The sequence below is a fragment of the Pseudomaricurvus alcaniphilus genome, from assembly GCF_011440395.1.
Classification (GTDB): Bacteria; Pseudomonadota; Gammaproteobacteria; order Pseudomonadales; family Cellvibrionaceae; genus Pseudomaricurvus; species Pseudomaricurvus alcaniphilus.
Genome location: NZ_JAAOIX010000007.1, coordinates 157,299 through 182,762 on the forward strand (window position 1 = coordinate 157,299; position 25,464 = coordinate 182,762).

At 60.0% G+C, this 25,464-nt stretch carries 25 protein-coding genes; 11 read left to right on the plus strand and 14 right to left on the minus strand.

Translation table 11 applies throughout. The annotated features are described in order from the left end of the window. Positions 1–136 precede the first annotated feature (136 nt). Positions 137–946, plus strand: coding sequence for an IclR family transcriptional regulator (locus tag G8764_RS14475; protein WP_166165374.1), 810 nt, complete (start codon positions 137–139; stop codon positions 944–946). A 156-nt stretch (positions 947–1,102) separates the two neighbouring features. On the opposite strand, the gene G8764_RS14480 is transcribed toward G8764_RS14475, so the two are convergent. From G8764_RS14480 to G8764_RS14495, 4 genes are all read right to left on the minus strand, one after another. Then, on the minus strand, positions 1,103–1,822 hold the full coding sequence (locus G8764_RS14480) for a hypothetical protein (RefSeq protein ID WP_166165375.1): 720 nt from the start codon (positions 1,820–1,822) through the stop codon (positions 1,103–1,105). Between the two features lie 5 nt (positions 1,823–1,827). Beyond that, positions 1,828–2,073 carry a cupin domain-containing protein gene (locus G8764_RS14485; protein WP_166165376.1) on the minus strand — a complete coding sequence of 82 codons (246 nt, stop codon included), beginning with the start codon at positions 2,071–2,073 and terminating at the stop codon, positions 1,828–1,830. Between the two features lie 187 nt (positions 2,074–2,260). After that, positions 2,261–2,986 carry a ZIP family metal transporter gene (locus G8764_RS14490; RefSeq protein WP_166165377.1) on the minus strand — a complete coding sequence of 242 codons (726 nt, stop codon included), beginning with the start codon at positions 2,984–2,986 and terminating at the stop codon, positions 2,261–2,263. Positions 2,987–3,032: 46 nt separating this feature from the next. Continuing rightward, entirely contained in the window at positions 3,033–3,722 is a 690-nt protein-coding gene (locus G8764_RS14495) for a VIT1/CCC1 transporter family protein (protein WP_166165378.1), read from the minus strand. A gap of 222 nt (positions 3,723–3,944) precedes the next feature. Here G8764_RS14495 and G8764_RS14500 point away from each other — a divergent pair, with 222 nt between their 5' ends. After that, positions 3,945–5,426 carry a protein adenylyltransferase SelO gene (locus tag G8764_RS14500; RefSeq protein WP_166165379.1) on the plus strand — a complete coding sequence of 494 codons (1,482 nt, stop codon included), beginning with the start codon at positions 3,945–3,947 and terminating at the stop codon, positions 5,424–5,426. Between the two features lie 65 nt (positions 5,427–5,491). On the opposite strand, the gene G8764_RS14505 is transcribed toward G8764_RS14500, so the two are convergent. Beyond that, positions 5,492–7,417, minus strand: coding sequence for a sigma 54-interacting transcriptional regulator (locus G8764_RS14505; protein ID WP_166165380.1), 1,926 nt, complete (start codon positions 7,415–7,417; stop codon positions 5,492–5,494). A gap of 364 nt (positions 7,418–7,781) precedes the next feature. On the opposite strand from G8764_RS14505, the gene G8764_RS14510 reads away from it, so the two are divergent. The 8 genes from G8764_RS14510 (at position 7,782) to G8764_RS14545 (ending at position 15,240) form a co-directional block, all read left to right on the plus strand. Further along, entirely contained in the window at positions 7,782–9,248 is a 1,467-nt protein-coding gene (locus tag G8764_RS14510) for a CmpA/NrtA family ABC transporter substrate-binding protein (RefSeq protein ID WP_166165381.1), read from the plus strand. Between the two features lie 2 nt (positions 9,249–9,250). Then, positions 9,251–10,078 (plus strand): nitrate ABC transporter permease, encoded by an 828-nt coding sequence (gene ntrB / locus G8764_RS14515; protein ID WP_166165382.1) that lies wholly within the window; start codon positions 9,251–9,253, stop codon positions 10,076–10,078. 3 nt (positions 10,079–10,081) lie between these two features. Next, positions 10,082–10,993, plus strand: coding sequence for an ABC transporter ATP-binding protein (locus G8764_RS14520; RefSeq protein WP_166165383.1), 912 nt, complete (start codon positions 10,082–10,084; stop codon positions 10,991–10,993). Positions 10,994–11,026: 33 nt separating this feature from the next. Further along, positions 11,027–11,467 carry a cyanase gene (cynS, locus tag G8764_RS14525; RefSeq protein ID WP_166165384.1) on the plus strand — a complete coding sequence of 147 codons (441 nt, stop codon included), beginning with the start codon at positions 11,027–11,029 and terminating at the stop codon, positions 11,465–11,467. Between the two features lie 161 nt (positions 11,468–11,628). Continuing rightward, entirely contained in the window at positions 11,629–12,099 is a 471-nt protein-coding gene (locus G8764_RS14530) for a nuclear transport factor 2 family protein (RefSeq protein WP_166165385.1), read from the plus strand. 389 nt (positions 12,100–12,488) lie between these two features. Then, a complete protein-coding gene (locus G8764_RS14535) occupies positions 12,489–13,907 on the plus strand; it encodes an MFS transporter (protein ID WP_166165386.1) in 1,419 nt (472 codons plus the stop codon). 222 nt (positions 13,908–14,129) lie between these two features. Further along, entirely contained in the window at positions 14,130–14,765 is a 636-nt protein-coding gene (locus G8764_RS14540) for a uracil-DNA glycosylase family protein (protein ID WP_243748818.1), read from the plus strand. Positions 14,766–14,913: 148 nt separating this feature from the next. Then, complete coding sequence (locus tag G8764_RS14545; protein WP_166165387.1) at positions 14,914–15,240, plus strand: cupin domain-containing protein; 327 nt, start codon at positions 14,914–14,916, stop codon at positions 15,238–15,240. A 4-nt stretch (positions 15,241–15,244) separates the two neighbouring features. Here G8764_RS14545 and G8764_RS14550 read toward each other — a convergent pair whose 3' ends face one another. Further along, positions 15,245–16,360, minus strand: coding sequence for a PA0069 family radical SAM protein (locus tag G8764_RS14550; protein ID WP_243748819.1), 1,116 nt, complete (start codon positions 16,358–16,360; stop codon positions 15,245–15,247). Between the two features lie 400 nt (positions 16,361–16,760). On the opposite strand from G8764_RS14550, the gene hisA reads away from it, so the two are divergent. Continuing rightward, a complete protein-coding gene (hisA, locus tag G8764_RS14555) occupies positions 16,761–17,522 on the plus strand; it encodes a phosphoribosylformimino-5-aminoimidazole carboxamide ribotide isomerase (protein WP_166165388.1) in 762 nt (253 codons plus the stop codon). A gap of 100 nt (positions 17,523–17,622) precedes the next feature. On the opposite strand, the gene G8764_RS14560 is transcribed toward hisA, so the two are convergent. From G8764_RS14560 to miaA, 8 genes are all read right to left on the minus strand, one after another. Continuing rightward, complete coding sequence (locus G8764_RS14560; RefSeq protein WP_166165389.1) at positions 17,623–18,918, minus strand: adenylosuccinate synthase; 1,296 nt, start codon at positions 18,916–18,918, stop codon at positions 17,623–17,625. Between the two features lie 79 nt (positions 18,919–18,997). Then, positions 18,998–20,188, minus strand: a complete 1,191-nt coding sequence (locus G8764_RS14565; protein WP_166165390.1) for an ATP phosphoribosyltransferase regulatory subunit — start codon at positions 20,186–20,188, stop codon at positions 18,998–19,000. A 37-nt stretch (positions 20,189–20,225) separates the two neighbouring features. Beyond that, on the minus strand, positions 20,226–20,411 hold the full coding sequence (locus tag G8764_RS14570; protein WP_166165391.1) for a DUF2065 domain-containing protein: 186 nt from the start codon (positions 20,409–20,411) through the stop codon (positions 20,226–20,228). Positions 20,412–20,583: 172 nt separating this feature from the next. Further along, complete coding sequence (hflC, locus tag G8764_RS14575) at positions 20,584–21,456, minus strand: protease modulator HflC (RefSeq protein ID WP_166165392.1); 873 nt, start codon at positions 21,454–21,456, stop codon at positions 20,584–20,586. Between the two features lie 2 nt (positions 21,457–21,458). Beyond that, positions 21,459–22,604, minus strand: a complete 1,146-nt coding sequence (gene hflK / locus G8764_RS14580; RefSeq protein ID WP_166165393.1) for an FtsH protease activity modulator HflK — start codon at positions 22,602–22,604, stop codon at positions 21,459–21,461. 140 nt (positions 22,605–22,744) lie between these two features. Then, complete coding sequence (hflX, locus tag G8764_RS14585) at positions 22,745–24,049, minus strand: ribosome rescue GTPase HflX (RefSeq protein ID WP_166165394.1); 1,305 nt, start codon at positions 24,047–24,049, stop codon at positions 22,745–22,747. Positions 24,050–24,070: 21 nt separating this feature from the next. Then, a complete protein-coding gene (gene hfq, locus G8764_RS14590; RefSeq protein WP_166165395.1) occupies positions 24,071–24,325 on the minus strand; it encodes an RNA chaperone Hfq in 255 nt (84 codons plus the stop codon). A gap of 153 nt (positions 24,326–24,478) precedes the next feature. After that, positions 24,479–25,441 carry a tRNA (adenosine(37)-N6)-dimethylallyltransferase MiaA gene (gene miaA / locus G8764_RS14595; protein ID WP_166165396.1) on the minus strand — a complete coding sequence of 321 codons (963 nt, stop codon included), beginning with the start codon at positions 25,439–25,441 and terminating at the stop codon, positions 24,479–24,481. Positions 25,442–25,464: the final 23 nt, after the last annotated feature.

Consider the following 25,464-nt stretch of genomic DNA (forward strand, 5'->3'; position numbering starts at 1 on the left):
AATGCGAGACAGTTAATAAAAATTTACAACGAAAATGGTTACCCTAGGTAACCAAAAAGCAAAAAAGCTGCGCGCAGGATAAAAATAAACAGGAATCAGTTGCTTTCGGCGCCAATCCGCAGAAGAGGATCGAACAATGACCAGCCAATCAACGAGCGATAAGTTAAAAGCCGCCGAGCCAAAAAGCAGCTCCGCCGAATGCAAGCAGGGCATCCAGGTAATCGCCCGCTCCGCCGACATATTGCGGGTGCTGAGCGACTTCCCCCAGGGTTTGAGCCTGGCCGAAATTGCCGATCACACCGATCTGCCGCGCTCCACCGTGCACCGTATCGTCAACGCCCTGACCGACGAATACTTCGTGGAGCCCGCCGGCCAGGACCGCGGCTTTCGCCTCGGCCCCGGGCTGGGCAAGCTGCTGCACAAGAGCCGCAAGGACATAGTGGCCGAGGTGCGGCCGCACCTCGAGGAGCTGACCCGGGAGTTTCACGAATCCTCCTTTCTCGGCATCCAGTCCGGCAACAGTGTCAATACCATTTACCGGGTTATCCCGGAGCGGGTGCTGCGCGTCGACTTTCCGGTGGGCTTCAGTGTTCCCATGTACAACACCTCCGCCGGCAAAGCGCTGCTGGCAAACTGCAGCGAAGCGGAGCTGGAGCGCCAATTGGCGGCGGGGCTGATACCGGCGGATGCGGCTGCGGATAGCGAAGCGGATTTGCGCCGAGAGTTGCACGCCATTCGCCAAACCGGTGTCGCGGCCGACTACGAGCGCCATGTCAGGGGCGTGTGTGCTTTCAGCGTCTGTCTCAACACCTATATGGGCGTATTCAGTTCCGGGATTGTGCTGCCGACCGCGCGGATCGAGGGCAGGGAAGACGCCATCTGGGCGGCCCTGAAAGCATTTAAGGTCGAGGTCGAAAATCGTATCGGCTCGGCAGCGCCGCGCTAAACAACAGCCGCTACTGCACTAGCGGCTGTGTCGGACATCCCGCAGCGGCTCTTTGCCTGTAGGGCGACTCTGTTTGCTGCTGCCGCCACAATCCCGCAAGCCCTTGACCCGCAAGCCCTCGAATAGTCACTGCTTTGATCCCGCCCGGAAGCCCTCTTATTGCACCTCGGCCAGGGCCTCAATGCCGCGCCTGGGGATACAATAGATGCTCTTGGTGTAGTGCTCGTTCAGGAGCGAGCGGAAGGTCAGGTGGATGTCGATCGAGGTAATGGACTTCAGCACCTTGTTCTTTTGTGGATCACCGTAGCTGACCTCAAAAATGACTCGCTCGTCATTGGCGCCCAGTGCCCAGCCAACACTGAAAAAGGTGATATCAAAATCTTTGCTAACCACCAGGCCCTTCTGGCCCAATGCCTCCACCAGCCCGGTGTAGCTGAGCCGGTTGGACACCACCCCCAAATTTGTACCAAAGCTGTAGCTGCACTCGGTCACCACCGCCACCCCGCCGACATTTTTTAAGGTGGTGCGCATATACTTGCCGCAGCTCCCCTGCGCCTGCAGGTTGTGCTCTGACTCGGAGCTCTGCTGGATGCGATAATTGAGCAGCGGCATCAATCCGAATTCGAACTGCTTTCTGGCATAAAACAGGGTCAGCACTGCCACCAGGAAAGTGAGGGCTTCGGGAAAATCCAACAGCTGCAACCGCCACCAACGCCAGTCGGGATCAAGCCAGGCGTACAGCGACAGGTTAACTTTGAAAAACGCGAACAGCACCAACACCAGGGCCAGCGCAACCGGGTAAAACAGGGCGTTGCGCCAAACCCGCCTGGCCAGTTTTTTCTGCGGCCCGGGATGCTCTGGTCGCTGGTCGCTCACCGGCTTCAGTCAGGCGCCCGGTGCTGGAGCGTAGCGCCGGTGCCGACACAGGACACCTCGGCAACCTGGGCACCGATATTAGTAATCGAGTGTGGTGTTTTGGCGGGCACCGGCAGGGGCTTGCCCGGCTCCAACAGCACCACTTGCCCCGTCAGTTCCGCCTCCACAGTCCCCTGCACGAGAACCGTCAGGCTGGGTTCAGAGTGGAAGTGCTCAAACACTTCTCCGGGCTGTAACAAGATTGTGGCCACGTCCTTTTCACCTCAATTATTTTTCCTGAACCTGAGCTCGCACTCCGGTATTAACCGCGATGATTGCTGCGATTACCAACTGCGATTACCGACTGAATCCACCATGCCCCAGATTAAACGCCCTATTCACCGTCGTGACAAGCAGTCACTGAGCATTCTGGTATGCTGCAGAATGGCAGCACGGAGACTACGCCGCCGCTAGCAACAAATTATTCCCCAACATCCCCAGGCAAAAGCCGAGCACTGCACCCAAAGGCGGAGCCCAATGACGCTGCATATGCGCCTGGGGGGCTATGTCCTGGAAAATCAGGTAAAGGATACCGCCAGAAGCCAGCAACATGACAGCCCCCAGCAATGGCTCATAGTGACTGACGTAGGCCCAGCCCAAAACACCGACCAGCGGGCCCACAGGTACCAGCAACAGCATAAACAGCAGGATTCGGCCACGGCTGCTCTTTTGACCAGCACGCAGTTCGCGGAAGGCATTGAATCCTTCCGGCAGGTTTTGCAAACCGATAAACAACGCCAGTAATGGTGCTGACTTTGACCCCAGGGCAAAGGCGCCACCGAGAGCCAGGGATTCCGGCACGTAGTCCAGCAACATCGCGGTAAACTGCGGGCTTTCCCGGCGCCGCCCACCGAGAAAGCGCTCCATGCCGAAAAAGCCGGCGCCGCCAAGCGCAAACAGCAGCACACTCCATAACGGCGAGCCCACGTAATGAGTACCTTCCGGAACCAGCACCAGCGCCACCGCAGCGACCAGGATGCCACCCCCAAATGCGATTACCGCGTGACGAAATTCATTTTCCAGCCAAGCGGGGCGTATTTTTTCAAAATTAGCCAGCAAGCCACCCAGCGGAATGCAGGCTCCGGCGCCCAGGGTATAGAGCACTATTGCGGTCAATTCGCTCAAACTGTTTACTCACATCGGCAGCGGATAACGGAAAACTTGCTCTGCGCTAGGCCACTACACCAAAGAAACGACCCACGGCAGCGGTCAAGCCCATGGCCAGCGCCCCCCAGAAAGTCACCCGCAAGGCTCCCTTGCTGATGGCAGCGCCGCCGGCGCGGGCGGCGATTGCCCCCAGCGACGCCAGGAATACCAGTGACAGCAACGCCACGGCAACGATCAATTGCGGGCCCGGCACCAGCCAGGCGGTTGCCAGCGGCAGCGCCGCACCACCGGTGAAGGTAGCCGCCGAGGAGAGCGCCGCCTGCACCGGTTGGGCACGCGCCATATCGGTTATGCCCAGCTCATCCCGGGCGTGGGCGGCGAGGGCGTCGTGGGCCATCAGTTGCGCCGCCACTTCCGCGGCCAGCTCTGCGGTTAAACCCCGGCCTTCATAGATTTCCGCCAGCTCCAGCTGCTCCAGGGCCGCGTGCTCCTCCAACGCCACGCGCTCGATTTCCAGGTCCGCCGCTTCGGTGTCAGACTGGGAGCTGACCGACACGTACTCACCGGCAGCCATGGACATGGCCCCCGCCACCAGCCCGGCGACACCGGCCACCAGGATATCAGTGTGGCTGGCACTGGCGGCCGCGACACCGATAATCAGGCTGGCAGTGGAGACAATGCCATCATTGGCCCCCAGCACAGCTGCGCGCAACCAACCGACCCGGTGCACCCGATGTGTTTCGTTGTGATACATGCTGCATTCGCTCGACAAGAAAGGATTAGCCGCGGTTATACACACAAGCGCTGGTGTGATCAATGCCGCGGACAGGCGATGTAGAGTGACTATCGCGCCGGAACAGGCACTGCTGCGGCTAATCTCGCCGCCCGCCAGGTTTCATATTCACAACAACTAACGCACAATAGTTGCGCTACGCAAGTTAACCAGGGCAGCGTGCCCGGCCACAGGTATGATCTTATGAAATCCGAATCACCCATCCTGTTCGACAACAGTTACCTGCGGCTGGGGGAAGAATTCAGCCGGCGGCAATTGCCCACCGTGGTGCAAGACCCGCAACTGATTCACATCAACTACCCGCTCGCCAATTACCTGGGCATTGACAGTGCCTGGCTTGCATCCGACGCCAGCCTGCAGGCGCTGGCCGGCAACACAACCCTGCCCGGTTCCGACCCTATTGCCACCGTCTACGCCGGCCACCAGTTTGGCAGCTGGAACCCGCAGCTGGGGGACGGCCGCGCCATCCTTCTGGGCGAAGTGGTTGCCAGCGACGGCAAGCGCTTCGACCTGCAGTTAAAAGGCAGCGGGCAGACACCCTTTTCCCGCATGGGCGACGGCCGCTCACCGCTGGGCCCGGTGCTGCGGGAATACCTCGTCAGCGAAGCCATGGCGACACTGGGCGTAGCCACCACCCGCAGTCTCGCCGCAGTCACCACCGGCGAGCGAGTGTTCCGCGAGGGCGCCCTGCCCGGCGCCATTCTCACCCGGGTTGCCAGCAGCCATATCCGGGTCGGCACCTTCCAGTTTTTTGCCGCCCGCGACAATACCGAGGCGGTAAAAAAGCTGGCCGATCACGTGCTCCAGCGCCACTACCCCGAGGCTCTGGACGCTGCCAACCCCTACCTCAGCCTGCTGCAGCAGGTGATCGAGCGCCAGGCAAAGCTGATCGCCCAATGGCAGGGTATCGGTTTTATCCACGGGGTGATGAATACCGACAATATGCTGATCTGTGGCGAGACGGTCGACTACGGCCCCTGCGCGTTTATGGACACTTACCACCCCGAAACTGTGTACAGCTCCATCGATCATCACGGCCGCTACGCCTACCACAACCAACCGGCCATCGCCCACTGGAACCTGGCCTGGTTCGCCCAGAGCCTGATGCCGCTGCTGGACACCGACGAAGAGCGGGCCCTGCAATTGGCGCAACAGGCCATCAAGACGTTTATGCCAGCCTGCAACGGACACTACCAGCAGTTGCTGGCCAACAAGCTGGGCCTGCGCGAGGCCAGCGAACAGAGTGCGACACTGGCGGCTGAACTGTTGCAACTGATGAGCACAGAGAAACTGGATTTCACCCTCACCTTCCGCCGCCTGGCGGATCTCGCCGACCCGGCGGCCGGCCCCGGCGTCGAAGCCCTGCTGCAGTTGCCTGCCAGCCTCGACAGCTGGCGCCAGCGCTGGCAGGACCTGGTGGCGCAGCAAAACCTGGCCGCCGCCGAGATTCAGGCGCTGATGTACCGCCACAACCCGGCCCTGATCCCGCGCAATCACCTGGTGGAAGAAGCCATTTTCAAGGCCACCTACGACCAGGATTTCAGCTACTTTGAACGCTTGCTGGAGGTCTCGGCCAAGCCGTTTGACTACGTCCCGGAGCTGGCCAAGTATGCTACCCCGCCAACACCGGAGCAGGTGGTTCGGCAAACCTTTTGCGGAACCTGATCCCGGCCCATTACCGTCATCCAAGAACCCCTGTTTAACCAGAGCCGGGGCTTAGCCGAGCTTTTTTAATCCAGGGCCTCCTCCTTCAGTCGATTGCCGCTCATGGGCGGCTTGCGCTGATCGGCTGACTTGAAGTCGCGCAGATCAAGGCCGTATTTTTTAATCCGCGATGCCAGGGTGGTGGGTTTGACGCCCAACAGCTCGGCCGCACCAGCAGCACCAAACACCTTGCCCTGGCAACGCCGCAGGGCGTTGATAATGTTGTTTTTCTGCTGCTGCCTGAGCTCATCGTCCGACACCAGGGCGGCTCGCAGAGGTGGCGACTGCGGCTCCACAGGGCTATCGGCGGTGACAATCGAATCGTCAAACTGCAACACCCCATCGCGGGCCAAAATCACCTGGCGCTCGATAACGTTTTCAAGCTCGCGGATATTGCCGGGCCAGGCGTATTGGCAGAGCTTCTCCAGCTCGGCCATCGGGATCTTCAGGTTGGCCTTGTTCACCAGGCGGCTGGCCTTGGCCAGGAAGTGCTGGGTCAACAGGGGAATATCCTCCTTGCGCTGCCGCAGTGGTACCGACTCAATGGGAAACACATTGAGACGAAAATACAAGTCTTCGCGAAAACGCCCCTCGCGCACCAGTTGCTGCAGGTCGCGATTGGTGGCGACGACAATGCGTACATCCACATTGCGCGTGCGCGCCTCCCCCACCCGCTCGAACTGCTGCTCCTGCAACACCCGCAACAACTTGCCCTGCAAGTGCAGGGGAATTTCACCCACCTCGTCGAGAAACAGGGTGCCGCCGTCGGCCAGTTCAAAGCGCCCGGCGCGGTCACTGCTGGCACCGGTAAAGGCACCTTTGACGTGGCCGAAGAACTCGCTCTCAAACAGGTCCTCGGGTATGGCAGCGCAGTTGACCCGGATCAGGGAACGCTGTGAGCGCTGGCTGTTGTCGTGCAGGGCGCGGGCGATAAGCTCCTTGCCAGTGCCCGATTCGCCATGAATAAATACCGTGGCATTGGTGGGCGCCACCAATTGAATCTGCTGCAGGATTTTTTTCACCGCGGCACTCTTGCCAACCATCTGGTGGTGATTGAATTCCGAATTGATCTCCTCCTGCAGGTAGGCGTTTTCCAGTTCCAACCGATGCTTTAACTGCTCCACTTCAGTGAGGGCAGCCAACAGGCGCCTTTGATCGGCCTTTTTTTGCGACACGTCGCGGAAGATCACCACGGCGCCAACTATTTCATTGCCGTCGCGAATCGGTGTACTGGTGTACTCCACGTCGATGGGCTGGCCGGTTTTGCTCCAGAACACATCGTCTTCCACCCGATGCACAGTGCCATCGCGAAAGGCCGCAAAAATCGGGCAGCTGTCAGCCTGGTAGTGGGAGCCATCGGCGTGGGAGTGATGCACCATGGTGTGCATATTGCGACCCGCCATCTCTTCGGCGCTGTAGCCGAGGATGCGCTCGGCCGCAGGGTTGACGAAGGTGGTGGCGCCGTTAGCGTCCACGCCGTAGATCCCCTCGCCGGCGGCCTCCAGCAACAGGTGATTCTCCCGCTCAAATTCCTGGAACACCCGCGACACCCGGCGCCAGTGGCCGATGCCGGACAAATAGTGGCGATGGGCATCGGAGCGGTTGCGCAATTCGTCCAGCTCCTCGGCGGGCTGCATACTGAAGTGCAAATAGCGCTCTTCGCCCGACTCCAGCTGCCGGCCGGTGATTTCCAACCGCAGCGGCTCATCGGCGACGAGGATTTGCAACTGGTCGGTCCAGCCCCGCCCCCGCGCTATCAACTCCTGGGAAAACACCAACAGGCCGGGCAGGCAGGGAGCAAAAAAATGGCTGGCCCGCAGTGACTGCAGCGCCCGCCGGTCCTGGCCAAGCAGACGGCAAGCCTCCTGGTTGGCATCGACGATCGTGTCATCCACCGGCTCAATAATCAGCTGGGCCGTGGCCGCAAAGTTAAAATATCGATCAAAGCTCATAGACTTGCCCCGCTCGCAGGTAAAGCCATCCACTGGCCTGAATCTATCCCCGCCTTGATCATTCAATTACCGGGCCACACTACGAAGTCTCGTAATTACTCGAAACGAACTTTCGTAATCTACGAATATTCGTATCCCGCCACACTCTCGGAAAATTCATTTAATTCTATACAAATCAATACGTTAGAAAGATTTTGGCGAACTGGCACCGGTATTGCTTTACAGCTTGGTATACGGCTGCAAGGTTGGCTCGGGAAAATCCCTGGCAAACGATCCGGCTCCAGCGCCCACCAGGACGCCCCGCAACCGGCTGCAGCGCACCATTTTGACTCACCCGTTTATCATCGACTGAGGAACTAGTGACATGACCAACAAAAGCCTGGGAAACCCCTACGACGCCGACGCCAGACTGGTCCACGGCAACAGCTGTCGCTGCGACTCCTGCGCCGCCGAGGCCAGCAGCGCCGGCGCGCTCAGTGACCGCGACCGGCAGAGATTGCTGGAACAGCAGGTTGAAAACAACACTCATCGGCATGCTCCGGCAGCGGCGACCGGGGAAACCTTTGCCTCCTCCGAGGACATGCTCGACCGGGTGGTGGAAAGCGCCATAGTGCGAGGGGTTTTCGGTCACAGCGACAACAGTCGGCGCGATTTTATCAAGCTGGTGGGCGGCGGCACCCTGGCGGCAGTACTGGGCACCATGATTCCCATGGACAAGGTCAAGGCAGCGGTCAAGGACTCGTTCGGGCCACTGGAGAAATCCAAACTCAAGGTAGGCTTTGTCCCCATTACCTGCGCTACTCCCATCATCATGGCCCAGCCGATGGGTTTTTACGCCAAGTACGGCCTGGATGTGGATGTCATCAAGACCGCCGGCTGGGCCGTGGCCCGGGACAAGTCACTGAACGGCGAGTACGACGCCTCCCACATGCTCACCCCCATGCCACTGGCCATGAGCATGGGCGCCGGCTCCACCGCCACCCCATACATCATGCCGGCGGTGGAGAACATCAATGGCCAGGCCATCGTGCTGCACAACAAGCACAAGAACAAGCGCAACCCGAAAGACTGGAAGGGCTTCAAGTTCGGGGTGCCGTTTGACTACTCCATGCACAACTTCCTGTTGCGCTACTACGTCGCCGAGCACGGTATCGACCCCGACCAGGACATCCAGATCCGGGTGGTGCCGCCGCCGGAAATGGTCGCTAACCTGCGCGCCGGCAACCTCGATGGCTACCTGTCGCCCGATCCGTTCAACCAGCGTGCGGTGTATGAAAAGGTCGGCTTCCTGCACACCCTGACCAAGGATATCTGGGAGGGCCACCCTTGCTGCGCCTTTGCCTGCAGCCAGAAATTTGCCACCGAGATGCCCAACACCTACGCGGCGCTGTTCAAAGCCATCGTCGACGCCACCCACTACTCCGCCAAGGCGGAAAACCGGGCCGAAATCGCCAAGGCGATCTCACCCAAAAACTACCTCAACCAGCCGGAAATCGTGGTTAACCAGGTGCTTACCGGCCGCTATGTAGACGGGCTGGAGAAAAAGGTCTTCGATGTGCCAGATCGCATCGACTTCGACCCATTTCCCTGGCACTCAATGGCAGTCTGGATACTTACCCAGATGAAGCGCTGGGGCTACGTCAAGGGCGATATCGACTACACCGGCATTGCCGAGCAGGTGTACGTGGCGGCCGAGACCGGCAAGGTGATGCGCGAGCTGGGCTATACCCCGCCGTCCAAAACCTATGAAAACTACACCATCATGGGCAAGGAGTTCGACTACACCAAGCCCGAAGAGTACATCAACAGCTTTGCCATCAAGAGGGTGTAACTGTGGCGTCACTCAATGTCCGCGCGACTTTGGTGTCGCTGCTGATACTGGTACTGCTCCTCGGCCTGTGGGAGGCGCTCAACCAGCCCCCCGCGGCCACCGAAGCGCTGACCGAATTCGAGCTGCTGATGGGCGGCGCCGACGACGAGGCGCGGGTACCGCCGCCGTCGGCGGTGCTGCAGCACGCCTGGCACGAACTCAGCAACCCGTTCTACGACGCCGGCCCCAACGACAAGGGCATCGGCATCCAGCTGGCCTATTCCCTATTGCGAGTGCTGACCGGCTACTTCGGCGCGGCCCTGATCGCCATTCCACTGGGCTTCGTGATCGGCATGTCACCGCTGATGCACAAGGCGCTGAACCCCTTTATCCAGGTACTGCGGCCCATTTCGCCGCTGGCGTGGATGCCACTGGCGCTGTTTATCATCAAGGACTCGGAGCAGTCGGCCATCTTTGTGATCTTTATCTGTTCCATCTGGCCAATGCTGATCAACACCGCGTTTGGCGTCGCCAATGTGCGAGAAGACTGGATCCGGGTGGCCCAGACCCATGAGTTGAGCCATTTACAAACCGCCTTCCAGGTGATCCTGCCAGCAGCGGCCCCCACCATCCTCACCGGCATGCGCATCTCCATCGGCATCGCCTGGCTGGTGATCGTCGCCGCCGAAATGCTGGTGGGCGGCACCGGTATCGGCTACTACGTCTGGAACGAGTGGAACAACCTTGACCTCAACAGCGTGATCTTCTCCATCCTGATGATCGGTGTGGTCGGCATGGTGCTGGACATGGCCCTGGGCCGGATCGAGAAACTGGTGCAGTACGAGGAGTAACTTATGCCCAATCATTTTGTCAGTGTCGAGGGGCTGACCAAAAAATACCCCTCCAAAAATGGCGAGCTGGTGGTTTTTGAAGACGCCAACTTCACCATCGAGAAAGGCGAGTTCGTGTGCATCATCGGCCACTCCGGCTGCGGCAAATCCACGATATTGAACGTCCTTGCGGGGCTCGACAGCCCCACTGGCGGCAACATCATTATGGATGGCAAGGAGGTCATTGGCCCCAGCCTCGACCGCGGCGTGGTATTCCAGAACTACAGCCTGCTGCCCTGGCTATCCACCCTTCACAACGTCAGCTTTGGCGTCAAGGCACGCTGGCCCCAGTGGAGCAAGCAGCAAGTCGAGGCCCACAGTAGCAAGTTCCTGGAGATGGTGGGCCTGGCCCACTCCCTGCACAAGAAGCCTTCGGAGCTGTCCGGTGGTATGCGCCAGCGGGTCAGCATCGCCCGCGCCTTCGCCACCAGCCCCAAACTGTTGTTGCTGGACGAGCCTTTCGGCGCCCTCGACGCCCTCACCCGCGGTGTGATCCAGGACGAGCTGATCAAGATCTGGAACGAGACCCACCAGACCGTGTTTATGATCACCCACGATGTGGATGAAGCCATATTACTGGCCGATCGCATCTTGCTGATGACCAACGGCCCCGACGCCCGGGTGGCGGAGTCGGTCAAAATCAGCATCGAGCGGCCGCGCAATCGCGCCAATATCATCGAGGATCCAGGCTATTACAAGATTCGCAACCACCTGGTCAACTTCCTGATCAAGCGCTCCGGGCAACTTTCCGGTTCGGATACGGGCCGGGGAGAGCCACCCAAGCTGGTCGATCCGGCCAACAGCCATCTGAGCGCGGAACAGATTCGCACCCAGAGCGAAGATTCAACCTCACTGGCGGTCAAGGCCGCCAGTTAATACTTCTATCCACTCGCCGCAGGAGGCCATCAAATGGATAAACTCACCATGACAGAAACCATTGTCGCAACCAAGATCGAAAAGGGTCTTAGCTGGGAGACTATGGGCAAAGAACTGGGTATGTCGCCGGTCTGGCTCACCTCCGCTTGCCTGGGCATGAACAGTGCTCCGGCCGAGAAAGCCAGCGCCATTGCCGATTACCTCGGTCTCGGCGCTGACGTCGCCGCAGCGCTGGCGGCCTTCCCCACCAAGGTCTGGGACCAAACCGTACCCACCGACCCGCTGATCTACCGGCTCTATGAAGTGGTCGGTGTCTACGGCGAAACCCTGAAAGAAGTGATCCAGGAAAAGTTTGGCGACGGCATCATGAGCGCCATCGACTTCTCCATGGAAGTGGACAAGATCGAGGACCCCAAGGGTGACCGGGTACTGCTCACTTTGAACGGCAAGTTCCTGCCCTACAAAAGCTGGTAATACCGCAGCGCCAACACCAGAATGGGACCGGACAAGAGCGCCACTGAGGTGGCGCTTCTGGAACTCGATTCAGGTTTGCCTGATTTGGATTTGGCCTGCTGACTCTGTACCTGTTAACGCTTTGCCTATTAACTTTTTACCTGTAAGTAAGGGACCCCATTATGGATCAACCACGTCCACCCCTGCCGCCCTTTTCCCTGGAAGACGCAATACTCAAGGTACGCAAGGCGGAAGATGCCTGGAATATGCAAAATCCGGAAGCCATCGCCCTGGCCTACTCCAGCGACTCGGTGTGGCGCAATCGCTCGGAATTTGTCCGTGGCCGCGAGCAGATTATCGCTTTCCTGCGGCGCAAGTGGGTGCGGGAACTGGATTATCGCCTGATCAAGGAAATCTGGGCCCACAGCGACAACCGCATTGCGGTTCGCTTCGCCTACGAATGGCACGACGACAGTGGCAACTGGTACCGCTCCTATGGCAACGAAAACTGGGAGTTTGATGAACTGGGACTGATGCGTGCCCGCCATGCCAGTATCAACGACCTGCGCATCTCCGACAGCGAACGCAAATTTCACTGGTCATCCGGGCCGCGGCCTGCAGAGTACCCCGGCCTGACCGAGTTAGGCCTGTAACCACACACTGGCCTCTTGCACAGCCACCTGCTTTTGCAACCTGCTTTTGCAACGTACCGCGCCCAGATCGCCTCTGCCTCACCTGCCGGGGTGACAGCAAGGCCGGTGCCATAAAACCCCGGACAATTCAGCCGCGGGATTACCCATGCTGATCCCGCCGGCCTGACGGCGGGCAAATAAACTGCCAACACACCCCAGGTGTTGGTATTTGCCTCCAAATACAGGCAGCATAGCGCTGGCTGGCAGGGTACACTGCTGTACCTCGATGGCCGCGTAAGCGCAGACTCGCCGCCATGCACCATAAGACATTTAGCGGAACATTTTGACCAGATCACAGGGCACCGGGCTGCCGTGCGCCTTGCCCGCTGGCGACACTCTACCTACATAATATGACCGACACAGTGAACGCCCCCAACCAGCGCCAGCCTTCGTGGCTGCGCCTGACCTTGCGCCGCTCCCAGCAGGAAGCCGTGGCGTCCTCGGCGATGACTGCCACCAACGACAACTTTCTCAATGCCTTTGCGGTTTACCTGCAGGCCAGCGCCGCCCAAATGGGCTGGCTAACCGCCATTCCGCAGTTCTTTGCCGCGGTCTGGCAACTGGTGTCCGCCTGGATGGGCAATCACATGTCGCGCAAGCGGCTGGTGATCGGAGTTGCAACACTGCAGGCGGTGATCATGCTGGCCATGGCGGTGCTGGCGCTGTGGCGCGGCTTCGGCGGGCTGGCCAGCTGGCAAATACCGGCACTGATCACCCTGGCAGTGGGTTACTTCTCCTGCCTCAACATTATCCAGCCCCACTGGCGCGCCTGGATGGGGGCACTGGTGCCGGGGCGCCGGCGCGGCCTGTTTTTTGCCCGCCGCACCCGCCTGACCATGATTTCCTCGCTGCTGGTATTTATTCTCGGCGGCACCCTGCTCAGCGGCAGCGATGCCACCGGCCTGGCCTGGCTGGGTTTCGCCCTGCTGTTTGGCGTAGCGGCAGTGGGTCGTTTCTGGTCAGCCCAGTTGATGCGCTCTATGCATGACCCCAGCAACATGCCCATCGCCTCCGATGCCGAACTGTGGGCCACCTTGCGCCAGGTCGGTGTTGCCCTGAAGGAGCCAACCTTCCGCCAGTACAGCTTTTATGTCGCCTCCATGCAGGGGATGGTGGCGATCTCGGCACCCTTTTTCGCCGTCTACATGCTGCGTGACCTGCAGTTCAGCTACCTGCAGTTCAGTCTCAACAATATCGCCTCGGTGGCCACCCAGTTCCTGCTGCTGAGCAGCTGGGGCCGCTTCAGCGATCGCTTTGGCAACCGCGCGACCATGATTATCTGTAGCTGCCTGATTCCGGTGCTGCCACTGCTGTGGCTGGTGTCGCCAAACTTTTATTATTTATTGCTGGTGCAAGTGCTGTCGGGACTGGCCTGGAGTGGCTATACCCTGAGCACCGGCAATTACCTGTACGACATTCGCCCCCACCAGACCAACTTCGCCTTTTACGCCGCCATCCAGGCCGCCGTATCGGCGCTGGCGGTATTTGGCGGCGCCCTGCTGGGCGGCTATGTGGCCAGCCAGGCGCCAACCTTGTGGAACTGGCTTATGCCAGACTGGGGCTGGGGCAGTGCGCTGTTTATCGTCTTCCTGACCAGCTCGCTGCTGCGCATCGCGGTGGCCGCGTACTATTTGCCGCGCCTGCACGAGCCGACCCTGCGCAAGCGCCCGCAGGTGCTGCAGGTAATCTTTCGGGTGGCGCGCATCAGCGCTATTTCCGGTGTGGTACTGGACTGGATGAGTGTGACCCGAAAAAACGACGACAAATGACAGCTGGCTAAAAATACCTGTGAACACTGGTTAACTGAAAAATCATGACTGGCTGCGCAGCCTGGTTATTTTCACAATAACGTTAATTGCGCACGGCGGTTAATCGCGTAAAGTGGTTAATTGCATAACGCGTGCAAGCTGGAGCAAATGCCGAGCCCGCGGGCGGCCCTGGGCCCGAACTGCTCAGCAGCACCACGGATTGGAAAATATCGGGGGCAGAACTTGGCCGACAGAATTCCCGCACTGGATTTATTGCTGCAACAGGTGCGCAGCTGCCAGCTGTGCGCGCCCCACCTGCCGCTGGGCCCGCGACCGGTGCTGCAGTGCCACGCCAGCGCCCGCATCCTGATTGTTGGCCAGGCTCCCGGGCGCAAGGTGCACGACACCGGCATCCCCTTCAACGACCCCAGCGGCGAGCGCTTGCGCGATTGGCTCGGCATCGACCGGGATACCTTCTATGACCCCGAGACTGTAGCCCTGCTGCCCATGGGCTTTTGCTACCCCGGCAGCGGCAAGTCCGGCGATTTGCCGCCGCGCCCGGAGTGCGCCGCGACCTGGCGACAGGCGCTGCTGGCGCAGCTGGGCAATGTGCAGCTGACCGTGGTGCTGGGCAAATACGCCCAGGACTATCACCTGGGCAAGAGCTCAGAGCCGCTGGTACAGCGGGTAAGACGGTGGCAGGATTATTGGCCCGAGCTGTTGCCGATGCCCCACCCCAGCCCGCGCAACAACCGCTGGCTGCGCAACAACCCCTGGTTCGAAGCCGAGGTGGTGCCGGCATTGCAGGAGCGGGTCAAGGATATTCTTGGCGCCAAGCGCAAAAGCAACCCGGGGAGCGCACGGCGGGAAAAAACTTGAGTGGTCTGCGCAATGAAGGCATTACTGCTGCGTTATCTGCACTTTGTTGGCACCATGGTTTTAACCTGAATGCCGATTCTACCCTCGCTATCAGCAGTAAAGCAGATCGGGCCAATCAACTTGTGCCGGCGCCCCTGAGGACAACACCATGATCAACCTGTTCGCTAACTTACCCGAGCAACTCGACGCCGAACTGGTCACTACCCTGCTCCGCCAGGACCGGCTGCGCATCGAGCGCATCGTCTCCCAGGGCCATACCGCCCCCGCCGAAGGCTGGTACGACCAGGCTGAGCACGAATGGGTGCTGGTGTTACAGGGTGGCGGCACAGTGGAATTCGAAGACGGCGACAGGGTCCAGCTGGGGGTGGGTGACCACCTCAATATCCCGGCGCACAGCCGCCATCGGGTAGTGTGGACCCACCCCGATAAACTGACTGTCTGGCTGGCGGTGTTCTACCCGGCAGAGCCCGCTTGAGAAGTTACAGCAGTGAGAGCTGGTCCCCGCGTCGGGGTGGCACCCGAAACTGGCTGCAATCGAGGGCGAAACCCTCCCGATTCCCCAGGCCCGCTTTGCGCCGTGCCACCTGAAAGCGCTGGCTGATCAATTCGGCGAAGATACCTTCACCGGTCATGCGTCGGCCGAAACGGCCATCGTACAGCTGGCCGCCACGCATGGCGCTGAGGCGACTGAGTACGTGCCCGGCCCGCTCGGGGAAGTGCTGGTGCAGCCACTCGGCGAAAATAGGGGCGACTTCATGGGGCAGGCGCAACAGGATGTAGGCAATGGATTGCGCCCCGGCCGCTGCCGCCGCATCGATGATTGACTCCATTTCGTGCTCGTTGATCAGCGGAATCAGCGGCGCCAGCAGCACCGTCACCGGCACTCCGGCCGCTCTCAGTTCGCGGATTACCCGCAGGCGCATGGACGGCGATGCCGCCCGCGGCTCCATTATCCGTTTGAGGTCATTGTCGAGACTGGTGACACTGACTGCTACGTGCAACAGGTGCTGCCGGGCCATGGCCTGCAGCAGATCCAGGTCGCGCAGGATAAGGCCGCTCTTGGTAATGATCGACAGCGGTTGCTTGAATTGCAGCGCCACCTCCAGCAGGCGCCGCACCACCCCCTGCTCCTTCTCCAGCGGTTGGTAGGCGTCGGTATTCACCCCCAGGGCGATGCTCTCGCAGCGGTAGCCCGGTTTGCGCAACTCCTGCTCGAACAGTTGCGGCGCATTGTGCTTGACCCGCAACCGGGTTTCGAAGTCGAGGCCCGGCGACAGGTCGAGGTAGGCGTGGCTGGGACGGGCAAAGCAGTAGATACAACCGTGTTCGCAACCGCGATAAGGGTTGATGGACAAATTAAAGGGCACATCCGGCGAGCGATTGCGGGTAATCAGCGTCCGCGCAGTCTCGGCGCTCACTTCCGTGGCCGGGTGTGGCAGCGGCTCGCCGTCGGCGTCCAGTTCGACACTGGTGATGGCAAAACGACCCGGGATACGACTGGCCGTACCGCGACCTTTCAGGGCTGTGGATGGAGCTTTGGGCATCGATTCAGGCATAACTGCGGGCTCGGGCACAGCCTCGGGGAAAGGATTCATCACCAGCCTCCAATTATTAGAGATCAACTGTATTTATATACAGTATTATTGTTTACTGCTGAAATCAACTCCCTGCCAACAAACCAGGCAAACTCTTGCCCTAACTACCTCGATTTCGGATGGGCTCCCGCCGGCGACTATCGCTGGAGCGAGGAGCTCCGACTCCACAAGCAGGCCGCATGTAAGTCTGCAATCGAGCAATGATGTTAAATGATACTGATAGGCAAGCCTGCGGCTGCCTTGCAAGAGATGCCGCAATAGTGGCCATAATGCTGGCGACGCTGTTTAGCGGTCGCAGGAAAAAATGTCGCCGGCCTTTTTCACCCCCGGGCCCAAGCCATCTTTGCTATACTCGCGCACCTGCAGCAGCAGGCAGACATCAGCAAATGGAGCCAAAGACGTGACCCAGTTCAGACCCTGCATCGACCTGCACCAGGGCCAGGTCAAACAAATTGTCGGCGGCAGTCTCAGCGACGCCGGTGCCGACACCAATTTTGTCAGCAGCCAGGATGCCGCCTGGTACGCGCGGCTGTATCACGACCACAATTTGCACGGTGGGCATGTGATTGCCCTCGGCCCGGGCAACGAGGAACAAGCGCTGGCGGCGCTGCAGGCCTGGCCCGGCGGTCTCCAGTTCGGTGGCGGGGTCAACCCAGGCAATGCCGAAAAGTATTTGCAGGCCGGCGCCTCCCACGTGATCGTCACCTCCTACCTGTTCGAGGGCGAGGCGTTTTCCTGGCAGCGGCTGGAAGAAATCAAAAGCGTGGTCGGCAGGGAGCGGCTGGTATTGGACCTGAGTTGCCGGCGCACCGGCAAGGGCTGGAATATCGCCACCAATCGCTGGCAGACGGTGACTGCCACCCGCATCAGCGCCGAAACCCTGGCGGAACTGAGCCAGCACTGTGCCGAGTTCCTGGTGCACGCCGCGGATGTGGAAGGCCTGCAAGCGGGCATCGATGAGCCGCTGGTGACCCTGCTAGGTGAACTGTGCCACATTCCGGTCACCTACGCCGGTGGCGCGCGCAATCTCGACGACCTGAAGCTGGTGGACAGGCTGTCCGCAGGCAAGGTCGACCTGACCATTGGCAGTGCGCTGGATATCTTCGGGGGCAGTGGTGTTAGCCTGGCGGAGTGTATCGCCTGGAATCAGGAGCAGGGCTAATTGCCCGCTGATCCCCGCCGGTTTTCGCTTCGACGGGGGTCAGGTAAACCTGCGGCAGGCTTACCCGTGGCAGGTTTACCAGAAGCAGGCAGATCTGTGACTAGCAGTCGAACGGGTGGCGCAAGACGATGGTTTCGATGCGGTCCGGGCCGGTTGAGATAATATCCGCCGGCGCTCCTACCAGTTCTTCCAGGCGCTTGATGTAGGCCTGGGCGTTGGCGGGCAGGTCATCCCAGCGGCTCACCCCAAACGTGCTTTCTTTCCAGCCGGCCATGGTTTCATAGACTGGCTGTACCTCTTGCCAACCCTCGGCGTCAAACGGTACGCAGGTGTCATAGCCATCGCGATCTTTGTAACCGATGCAGATTTTGACTTCATCCAGCCCGTCCAGTACATCCAGCTTGGTCAGGCACAGGCCGGAAATGCTGTTGATGCGAATGGCGTGGCGCACGGCGATGGCATCAAACCAGCCGGTGCGACGCTGGCGACCGGTGGTGGCACCGAACTCGTGCCCCTTTTCCCCCAGGTGCTTGCCCACAGCACAGGACAATTCGGTGGGGAACGGCCCCGAGCCGACGCGGGTGGTGTAGGCCTTGGTGATGCCCAGTACGTAATCGAGATAGAGCGGGCCAAAACCGGAGCCAGTGGCGGTGCCGCCAGCCGTGGTATTGGAGGAGGTCACAAAGGGGTAGGTGCCGTGATCGATATCCAGTAGCGAACCCTGGGCGCCCTCGAACAGGATGCTCTCACCATTTTCCCGGGCGTCGTGCAGCAGGTGGGTAACATCGGCAATCATCGGCGTCAGTTGCTCCGCCATGGTCAGCGTATCTGCCAGCACCTTGTCGTAATCCACCGCCTCGACCTTGTGATAATTGACCAGGGTGAAGTTGTGGTATTCCATCACCTCTTTCAACTTGACCGCAAAGCGCTCGGGATTGAGCAGGTCACCGAGGCGCAGGCCGCGGCGCGCTACCTTGTCTTCGTAAGCCGGGCCGATGCCGCGCCCGGTGGTGCCAATTTTGGCATCGCCACGGGCGGATTCGCGGGCTTTGTCCAGCGCCACGTGATAGGGCAAAATCAGCGGGCAGGCAGGTGACAGGCGCAGGCGCTCGCGCACCGGCACCCCGGTTGCTTCCAGCCCGGCCATTTCCTCGATCAGGGCATCGGGCGCCAGCACCACGCCATTGCCGATCATGCAGGTGACCCCGGCGCGCAGGATTCCCGAGGGAATCAGGTGCAGGACGGTTTTCTTGCCGTCGATCACCAGTGTGTGGCCGGCGTTGTGGCCGCCCTGGAAGCGCGTCACCAGAGATACCTGATCGGTCAACAGATCAACTATCTTACCCTTGCCCTCGTCACCCCACTGGGTGCCCAATACAACAACGTTTTTGCCCATTGTTTTCCTGACTCTTTAATTTGATTGCTACTTGATTTAGTTGCTACTTGATTCAATTGGTACCTGATTCGATCGGCACTTACAGGGGCTGAAGCCGGTAGTCACCGCCCTCGAACACCAATTGCCGATCACACGCGGGCGTTGCCGCACTGGCCTCCTGGCCGGCAAAACCACACACCACCACCTCGCCGCTATCGCGCAGTTCAGTGATCTTGTTCCAGTAATCATCGTTGTCAGCGCGGTCGACGGCGGGCGCAAAAATGGCGCCCCTGCGACCCTGCACTGGCTGCAGCAGACCGTCGAGAGCGGTAATATCCACGGCAAAGCCGGTTGCCGGACGCGCGTTGCCAAACACTTCACCGACGTGGTCATAGCGGCCACCATTGGCCACCGCCGCACCGTAGCCCGGCGCAAATGCCGCGAAGACGATGCCGGTGTGGTAGTGGTAACCGCGCAATTCGCTCAGGTCAAAATACAGTTGTGCCGCCGGGTAGCGCCGGGCAATGGTCTCCGCCACCGTCTCCAGGGTATCGAGGGCGGTGAGCACATCCGCCGGGGCCCTGGCCAACACTTTGCGGGCGCGCTGCAGCACTTCCCGGTCGCCGGCCAATTGCGGCAGCGCCAGTAACATTTCGGACAGCTCCGCCGAGGCGACATTGGCCTTGACCCAGTGGCGGATATCGGTGCTCGCCTTGGCTTGCAACAGGTCGAACAAATCCTGCTCGCCGGCTTCATCGAGCCCGGCGGCGTCGGCCAGGCTGCGATAAATGCCGACGTGGCCGAGGTCGATATTGAGCTGTTCCAGGCCGCTTTCCTGCAATGAGGCCAGCAGCAGTGAGATCACTTCGGTGTCGGCACTGACACCGGCTTCACCGTACAGCTCGACACCTGCCTGGATGGGCGAGCGGGTCGCCAGTGGCGATTTGGGCCGGGTGTGCAAAACATGGCCTGCGTAACACAGGCGCGAAGGGCCGCTGCGCTTGAGACTATGGGCATCCATACGGGCGGTCTGCGGGGTAATATCGGCCCGAATCCCCATGCTGCGACCGGAGAGCTGGTCAGTAACCTTGAACGTCATCAGGTCGATATCGCGACCCAGACCGATCAACAGGGAGTCGGTGTACTCCATCAGTGGTGGAATCACCAGTTCGTAGCCCCAGCGACCGTAAAGGTCCACCAGCCGCCGGCGCAGGGATTCTATGCGCAGCGCTTTTGCCGGGAGAATATCTTCGACACCGTCTGGTAATAACCAGCGATCAGCGTAAGTCATGGCCGAATGTTGCCTCTTGCCTGGAGCTTTTTTGAATTCATTTAATCAGGTACAGCAGGCCGGCGCCGAGCAGCATGCTGAACAGGCCAACCATGCGCAACTGCCGCTCGCTCACAGTAGCCAATGTTACCACCATGTTGCGCCAGCGTTGCGGGTATAAAAACGGCAGGATACCCTCGAGTACGAGCATCAAACAGAATGCCTTGCCCAGCTCTTCCCACATACCTGAATTGTTAACCTTTGCTGCCTGTACCCTTGTGGCACAAAAAAACCGGGCCCACTGGGCCCGGTTGACGAATTCTACCACCGATGGCGGCCGCGGACCAAATTTTACCCGCTTTCGCCGCCTGGCCGTCGGGAGCAGACGGCCAGCCAGCGCCGCTGCCACCGCCCGGTTATTTACCCTTGCTGGATTTCAGGTAGCGGAAAAAGTCGCTCTTCGGATCCACCAGCATCATGTCGCCCTTGTTGTTAAACGTCTCTTTATAAGCCGTCAGGCTGCGCACAAAACTGTAGAACTCCGGATCCTGGGTGTAGGCCTGGGCGTAGATGGCTGCCGCCTTGGCGTCACCGGCACCGCGCAACAGCTCGGCATCCCGATAGGCTTCCGCCTCGAGGATGGTGCGCTGGCGATCGGCGTCGGCGCGAATCACTTCGGCCTGCTCCTTACCCTTGGAGCGGTGCTCACGCGCCTCCCGCTCCCGCTCACTGGTCATCCGGTTAAACACCGATTCGCTCACCTGCTCGGGCAGGTCTATGCGCTTGACCCGCACGTCCACCAGGCGGATACCGTAGCGCTGTATGGTCAGTTTGTTCAGGTTCTCAGTCAGGTCGGTCATCAGCTGGTCGCGCTCGCCACTGACCACTTCCTGCAGGGAGCGCTGGGCGAACTGGTTGCGCAGGCCTTCATTGATGCGCTGGGACAATAACTGCACCACGCGGCTTTCCTCACCGTTGGTGGCGGTGTAGTAGTCACCCACGTCCTCGATGCGCCACTTGGCGAACGAATCCACCATGATGCCTTTCTTCTCAATGGTCAGGAAACGCTCGGGGCGGGCATCCAGGGTCAGCACACGACTGTCAAACTTGCGCACCTCGTGCATCAGTGGTGCCTTGATGTGCAAGCCGGGTTTGAGGTCATCGTTGACCACCTTGCCGAACTTCAGCAGCACCCCGCGCTCGGTTTCCATAATGATAAACAGGGTATTGGAGGCGACAATAACGGCAATCAGCAAGCTGATCACCAGCGCCATGACTTTATTGTTCATAGTTAGCGAACCTCCCGGCGACGGGTATTGGTTATGTTTTCGCGACGAATCTGGTCCGCCACACGCTCACTGATCTCGCGCACTATTTCCGGGGAGAGTTCCTGGGTGCGAGCCGACACTGCGCTGGCATTAACCAGCTTGTCCAGCGGCACATAGAGCATGTTATTGCCACCTTCGACATCGATCATCACCTTGGAGCTGTTGGCCATCACCTCTTGCACGGCATCCAGGTACAGGCGCTCCCGGGTTACCGCCGGCGCCTTGTTGTATTCAAACAGCAATTGCTCAAAGCGCTTGGCTTCACCCTCGGCCTTGGCGATCACTTGCTCCCGGTAAGCGGTAGCTTCTTCGATAACCCGCTGGGCTTTACCCCTGGCCTCCGGAATAATACCGTTGGCGTAGGCCTCGGCCTCGTTCTTCAGCCGCTCCTCATCCTCTCGCGCCTTGTTGACGTCATCGAAGGCTGCCTGCACTTCGTTCGGTGGCGCTGTGTCTTCAACGTTGACAGTACTGATTTCAATACCGGTGGTGTAGGCGTCAAGATAAGCCTGCAGCCGCGCCTGGACATCGAAGGCAATTTTTTCCCGGCCCTCGGTCAGCACTTCGTGCATGGGTGACGAACCAACGACGTGGCGCAGGGCGCTATCGGTGGCCTGGGCCAGCGACTCCTCCGGAGCGCGCACCATCAGGGCAAATGCCCGGGCGTCGTTAATGCGGTACTGAACTGACAGATCGACTTTGACGATATTCAAATCCTCAGTCAGCATCTCTCCGCGCGAACTGTGCGAGCGCACCTTGGTGACGTTAAGCTTCTCAACAGTGTCGATAAGCGGTGGATTCCAGTGCAGGCCGGGCCCCTTGGTTTGCGAGTAAACACCCAGCCGCAGGATCACCGCCCGCTCCTGTTCGTTGACCTGGTAAATACCAAACAGGGCGTAGACGACAAGCAGGCCGACCACAATAATGCCCAGCGCCGAACTGCTCAACCCGCCACCCTGGGAACCGCCGCCACTGCCGGCACCGCCGAACAGACCGCCAAGTTTTTCCTGAAACTTCTTCAGTGCCTCGTCGAGGTCCGGCGGGCCATCATTGCCGCGCTTGCCACCCCATGGGTCCTGATTATTTCCACCCGGTTCATTCCAGGCCATAGTGAATCTCCGTCATTGTGTTCTTTGGGGCAGTGCCGCCCTGTGCCGAAAATGGCAGATTCTAGCAAAAGCCCGTTCATTATTGGTTAATTCGTTGTGCTGCCGCAGCCAGTACTGCCCGCGTAATTTACAGCGATGCTTTATACCTTACGTCTGGCGTGCCATTCCAGAGCATCGAAAGCGAGATTTTCCTGGCTCAGGATACGCAATAGATCCGATTTTTGAATACTCAGGCCCAGCTCTATCTGGCCATTTTCGCCGTGCTGCTCATCGGTGACAGCGTTGTGCTGGTAGAGCTTGGCCCGCAGCCGCGCTTGCTCCGGCGCCAGGCACAATACCTGTTGCACCCGATCGTCGCCGAGCAATTCCGCCACCGCTTCCAGCAGCAGATCGACGCCGGCGCCGGACCTGGCCGACAGCCACACCGCCTGGGGCTTGCCCTCGTCGTCGCGATCGATACGAGGGTTAAAGTCCTCTAGCAGGTCAATTTTATTGTAGACCCGCAACTCGGACAGTTCGCTGGCACCAATTTCCTCCAGCACTTCCTCGACCTGTTCGATATTGTGGGCCCGCTCTTCCGCCGCCGCATCAATAATATGCAGCAGCAGGTCAGCGCTCGCGGCCTCCTCCAGGGTAGCGCGGAAAGCCTCTACCAGGCGGTGCGGCAGATGACTGATAAAGCCCACTGTATCCGCCAGCACCACCGCCCCCAGCCCGTCCAGCTCCAGCCGGCGCATGGTGGGGTCGAGGGTGGCGAACAGCTGGTCTTCGGCGTAGACGCCAGCCGCAGTGATATAGTTGAACAGTGTGGATTTACCGGCGTTGGTATAGCCCACCAGGGATACCGTCGGCACTTCCGCCCGCCGTCGGGAGCGGCGACCCTGGTCCCGCTGTTTACGCACCTTCTCCAGCCGCTTGACGATATTTTTGATGCGCGCGCGCAACAACCGCCGGTCGGTTTCCAGCTGGGTTTCACCCGGGCCGCGCAGCCCGATGCCGCCCTTCTGCCGCTCCAGGTGGGTCCAGCCGCGCACCAGTCGCGTCGACATGTGCCGCAACTGGGCCAGCTCTACCTGCAGCTTGCCTTCGTGGGTGCGGGCGCGCTGGGCGAAAATATCGAGAATCAGGCCAGTACGATCCAGCACCCGGCACTTCAATTCGGCTTCGAGATTGCGTTCCTGGCTGGGCGAGAGATTGTGATTGAAGATCACCAGTTGTGCATCGTGCTGAAGCACACTCTGCCGCAATTCTTCCAGCTTGCCGGTACCAACGAAATAGCGGGCCTGGGGGGCGGAGCGTTGACCGGTGATAAAGTCCACCGGGTCACCGCCCGCTGACAATACCAGCTCTTCAAACTCGCGTGGATCTTCGGCGTCGGTACCGTGGGAAATCTCCAGGTGAACCAATACCGCCAGTTCACCGGAATCAGGGCGCTCAAAAAACAACGAAATACCTCAGCGAGATAGCTATTCTGCGTCCTCGCCCTCACCCGCCTGTGGGTTGAGCATAGGTACGCGCACCGCACGCGAGGGCACGACGGTAGAAATAGCGTGCTTGTAGACCATTTGACTGACCGTATTTTTCAACAGCACCACAAACTGGTCGAAAGACTCAATTTGGCCTTGCAGCTTGATGCCGTTGACCAGGTATATAGATACGGGGATGCGCTCTTTGCGCAACACATTTAGGTAAGGGTCTTGTAGGCTATGCCCTTTTGACATGATCATTCTCCTTCAAATAGATTAAAAAGTGCCGCGCAACAGGTTCCAGTTCGAAATTTCCCCCAAGCTGGAAGCAGCGGCAAGCGTTAGCAAGACGATACCTTGCAATAAACTGACCATGAGCGGTCGAAGTCGTTCCTATTATAAGGATGTTTATTGCAAATAGTTCATTAATTCCTGAATCAGGGCGCTTTTTTTTCGTATTTGCCCCGCTTCGTTGTCGATATAGACCCGCTGCAGATCCGGCCAGCCCCGCAGCCAGGTCAATTGCCGCTTGGCCAGCTGCCGCGTAGCCACGACGCCGCGCTCGATCATGGCCTGGCGATCATAGTCACCGGCCAAATACTCCCAGGCCTGGCGGTAACCCACGGCCCGGATGGCCGGCAAATCCTTGTGCAGGTCCCCGCGCTGGCGCAGCTGTGCAACTTCCTCCAGCAGGCCGTCGGCCAGCATCCGCAGGAAGCGCTCTTCAATGCGCTGATGGAGAAGTGCGCGATTATGGGGCATCAACCCAAACTGCACCACCTCAAAGCACTGATGCAGGCTTTGCCCCGAGCGGTCCTGGCGCTCCCACAGAGCGCTCATGGTTTCCCCCGTGGCCCGATAGATCTCCAGCGCCCGGCTGATACGCTGGGAGTGCTGCGGGTGAATCCGCGCCGCGGCCTGGGGATCGACGGCCGCCAACTGGGCGTGCACGAAGGGCCAGCCGTGGGCACTGGCATCCGCCTCTATCTGTGCCCGGAGCGTCGCGTCGGCGACGGGCAGGTCCGCCAGGCCTTCCAGCAGCGCCTTGAAGTAGAGCATGGTGCCGCCCACCAACAGGGGGATACGACCAGCGGCGTGAATAGCCGTAATTTCGGCCAATGCATCGGCGCGAAAGTTGGCCGCCGAGTAGGGCTCGGATGGGTCGCAGATATCGATCAAGCGGTGCGGGGCAAGGGCCAGCTCCGCCGCCGATGGCTTGGCACTGCCAATATCCAGGCCGCGATACACCAGGGCCGAATCCACGCTGATCAGCTCCACCGGCAGGTGCTGGCGCAAGCCGATGGCCAGGTCGGTTTTGCCCGAGGCGGTGGGGCCCATTAAAAAGATAACCCGGGGTTTGCTGTCGCTCATGGCATCGTCACTGGCGTCATTGC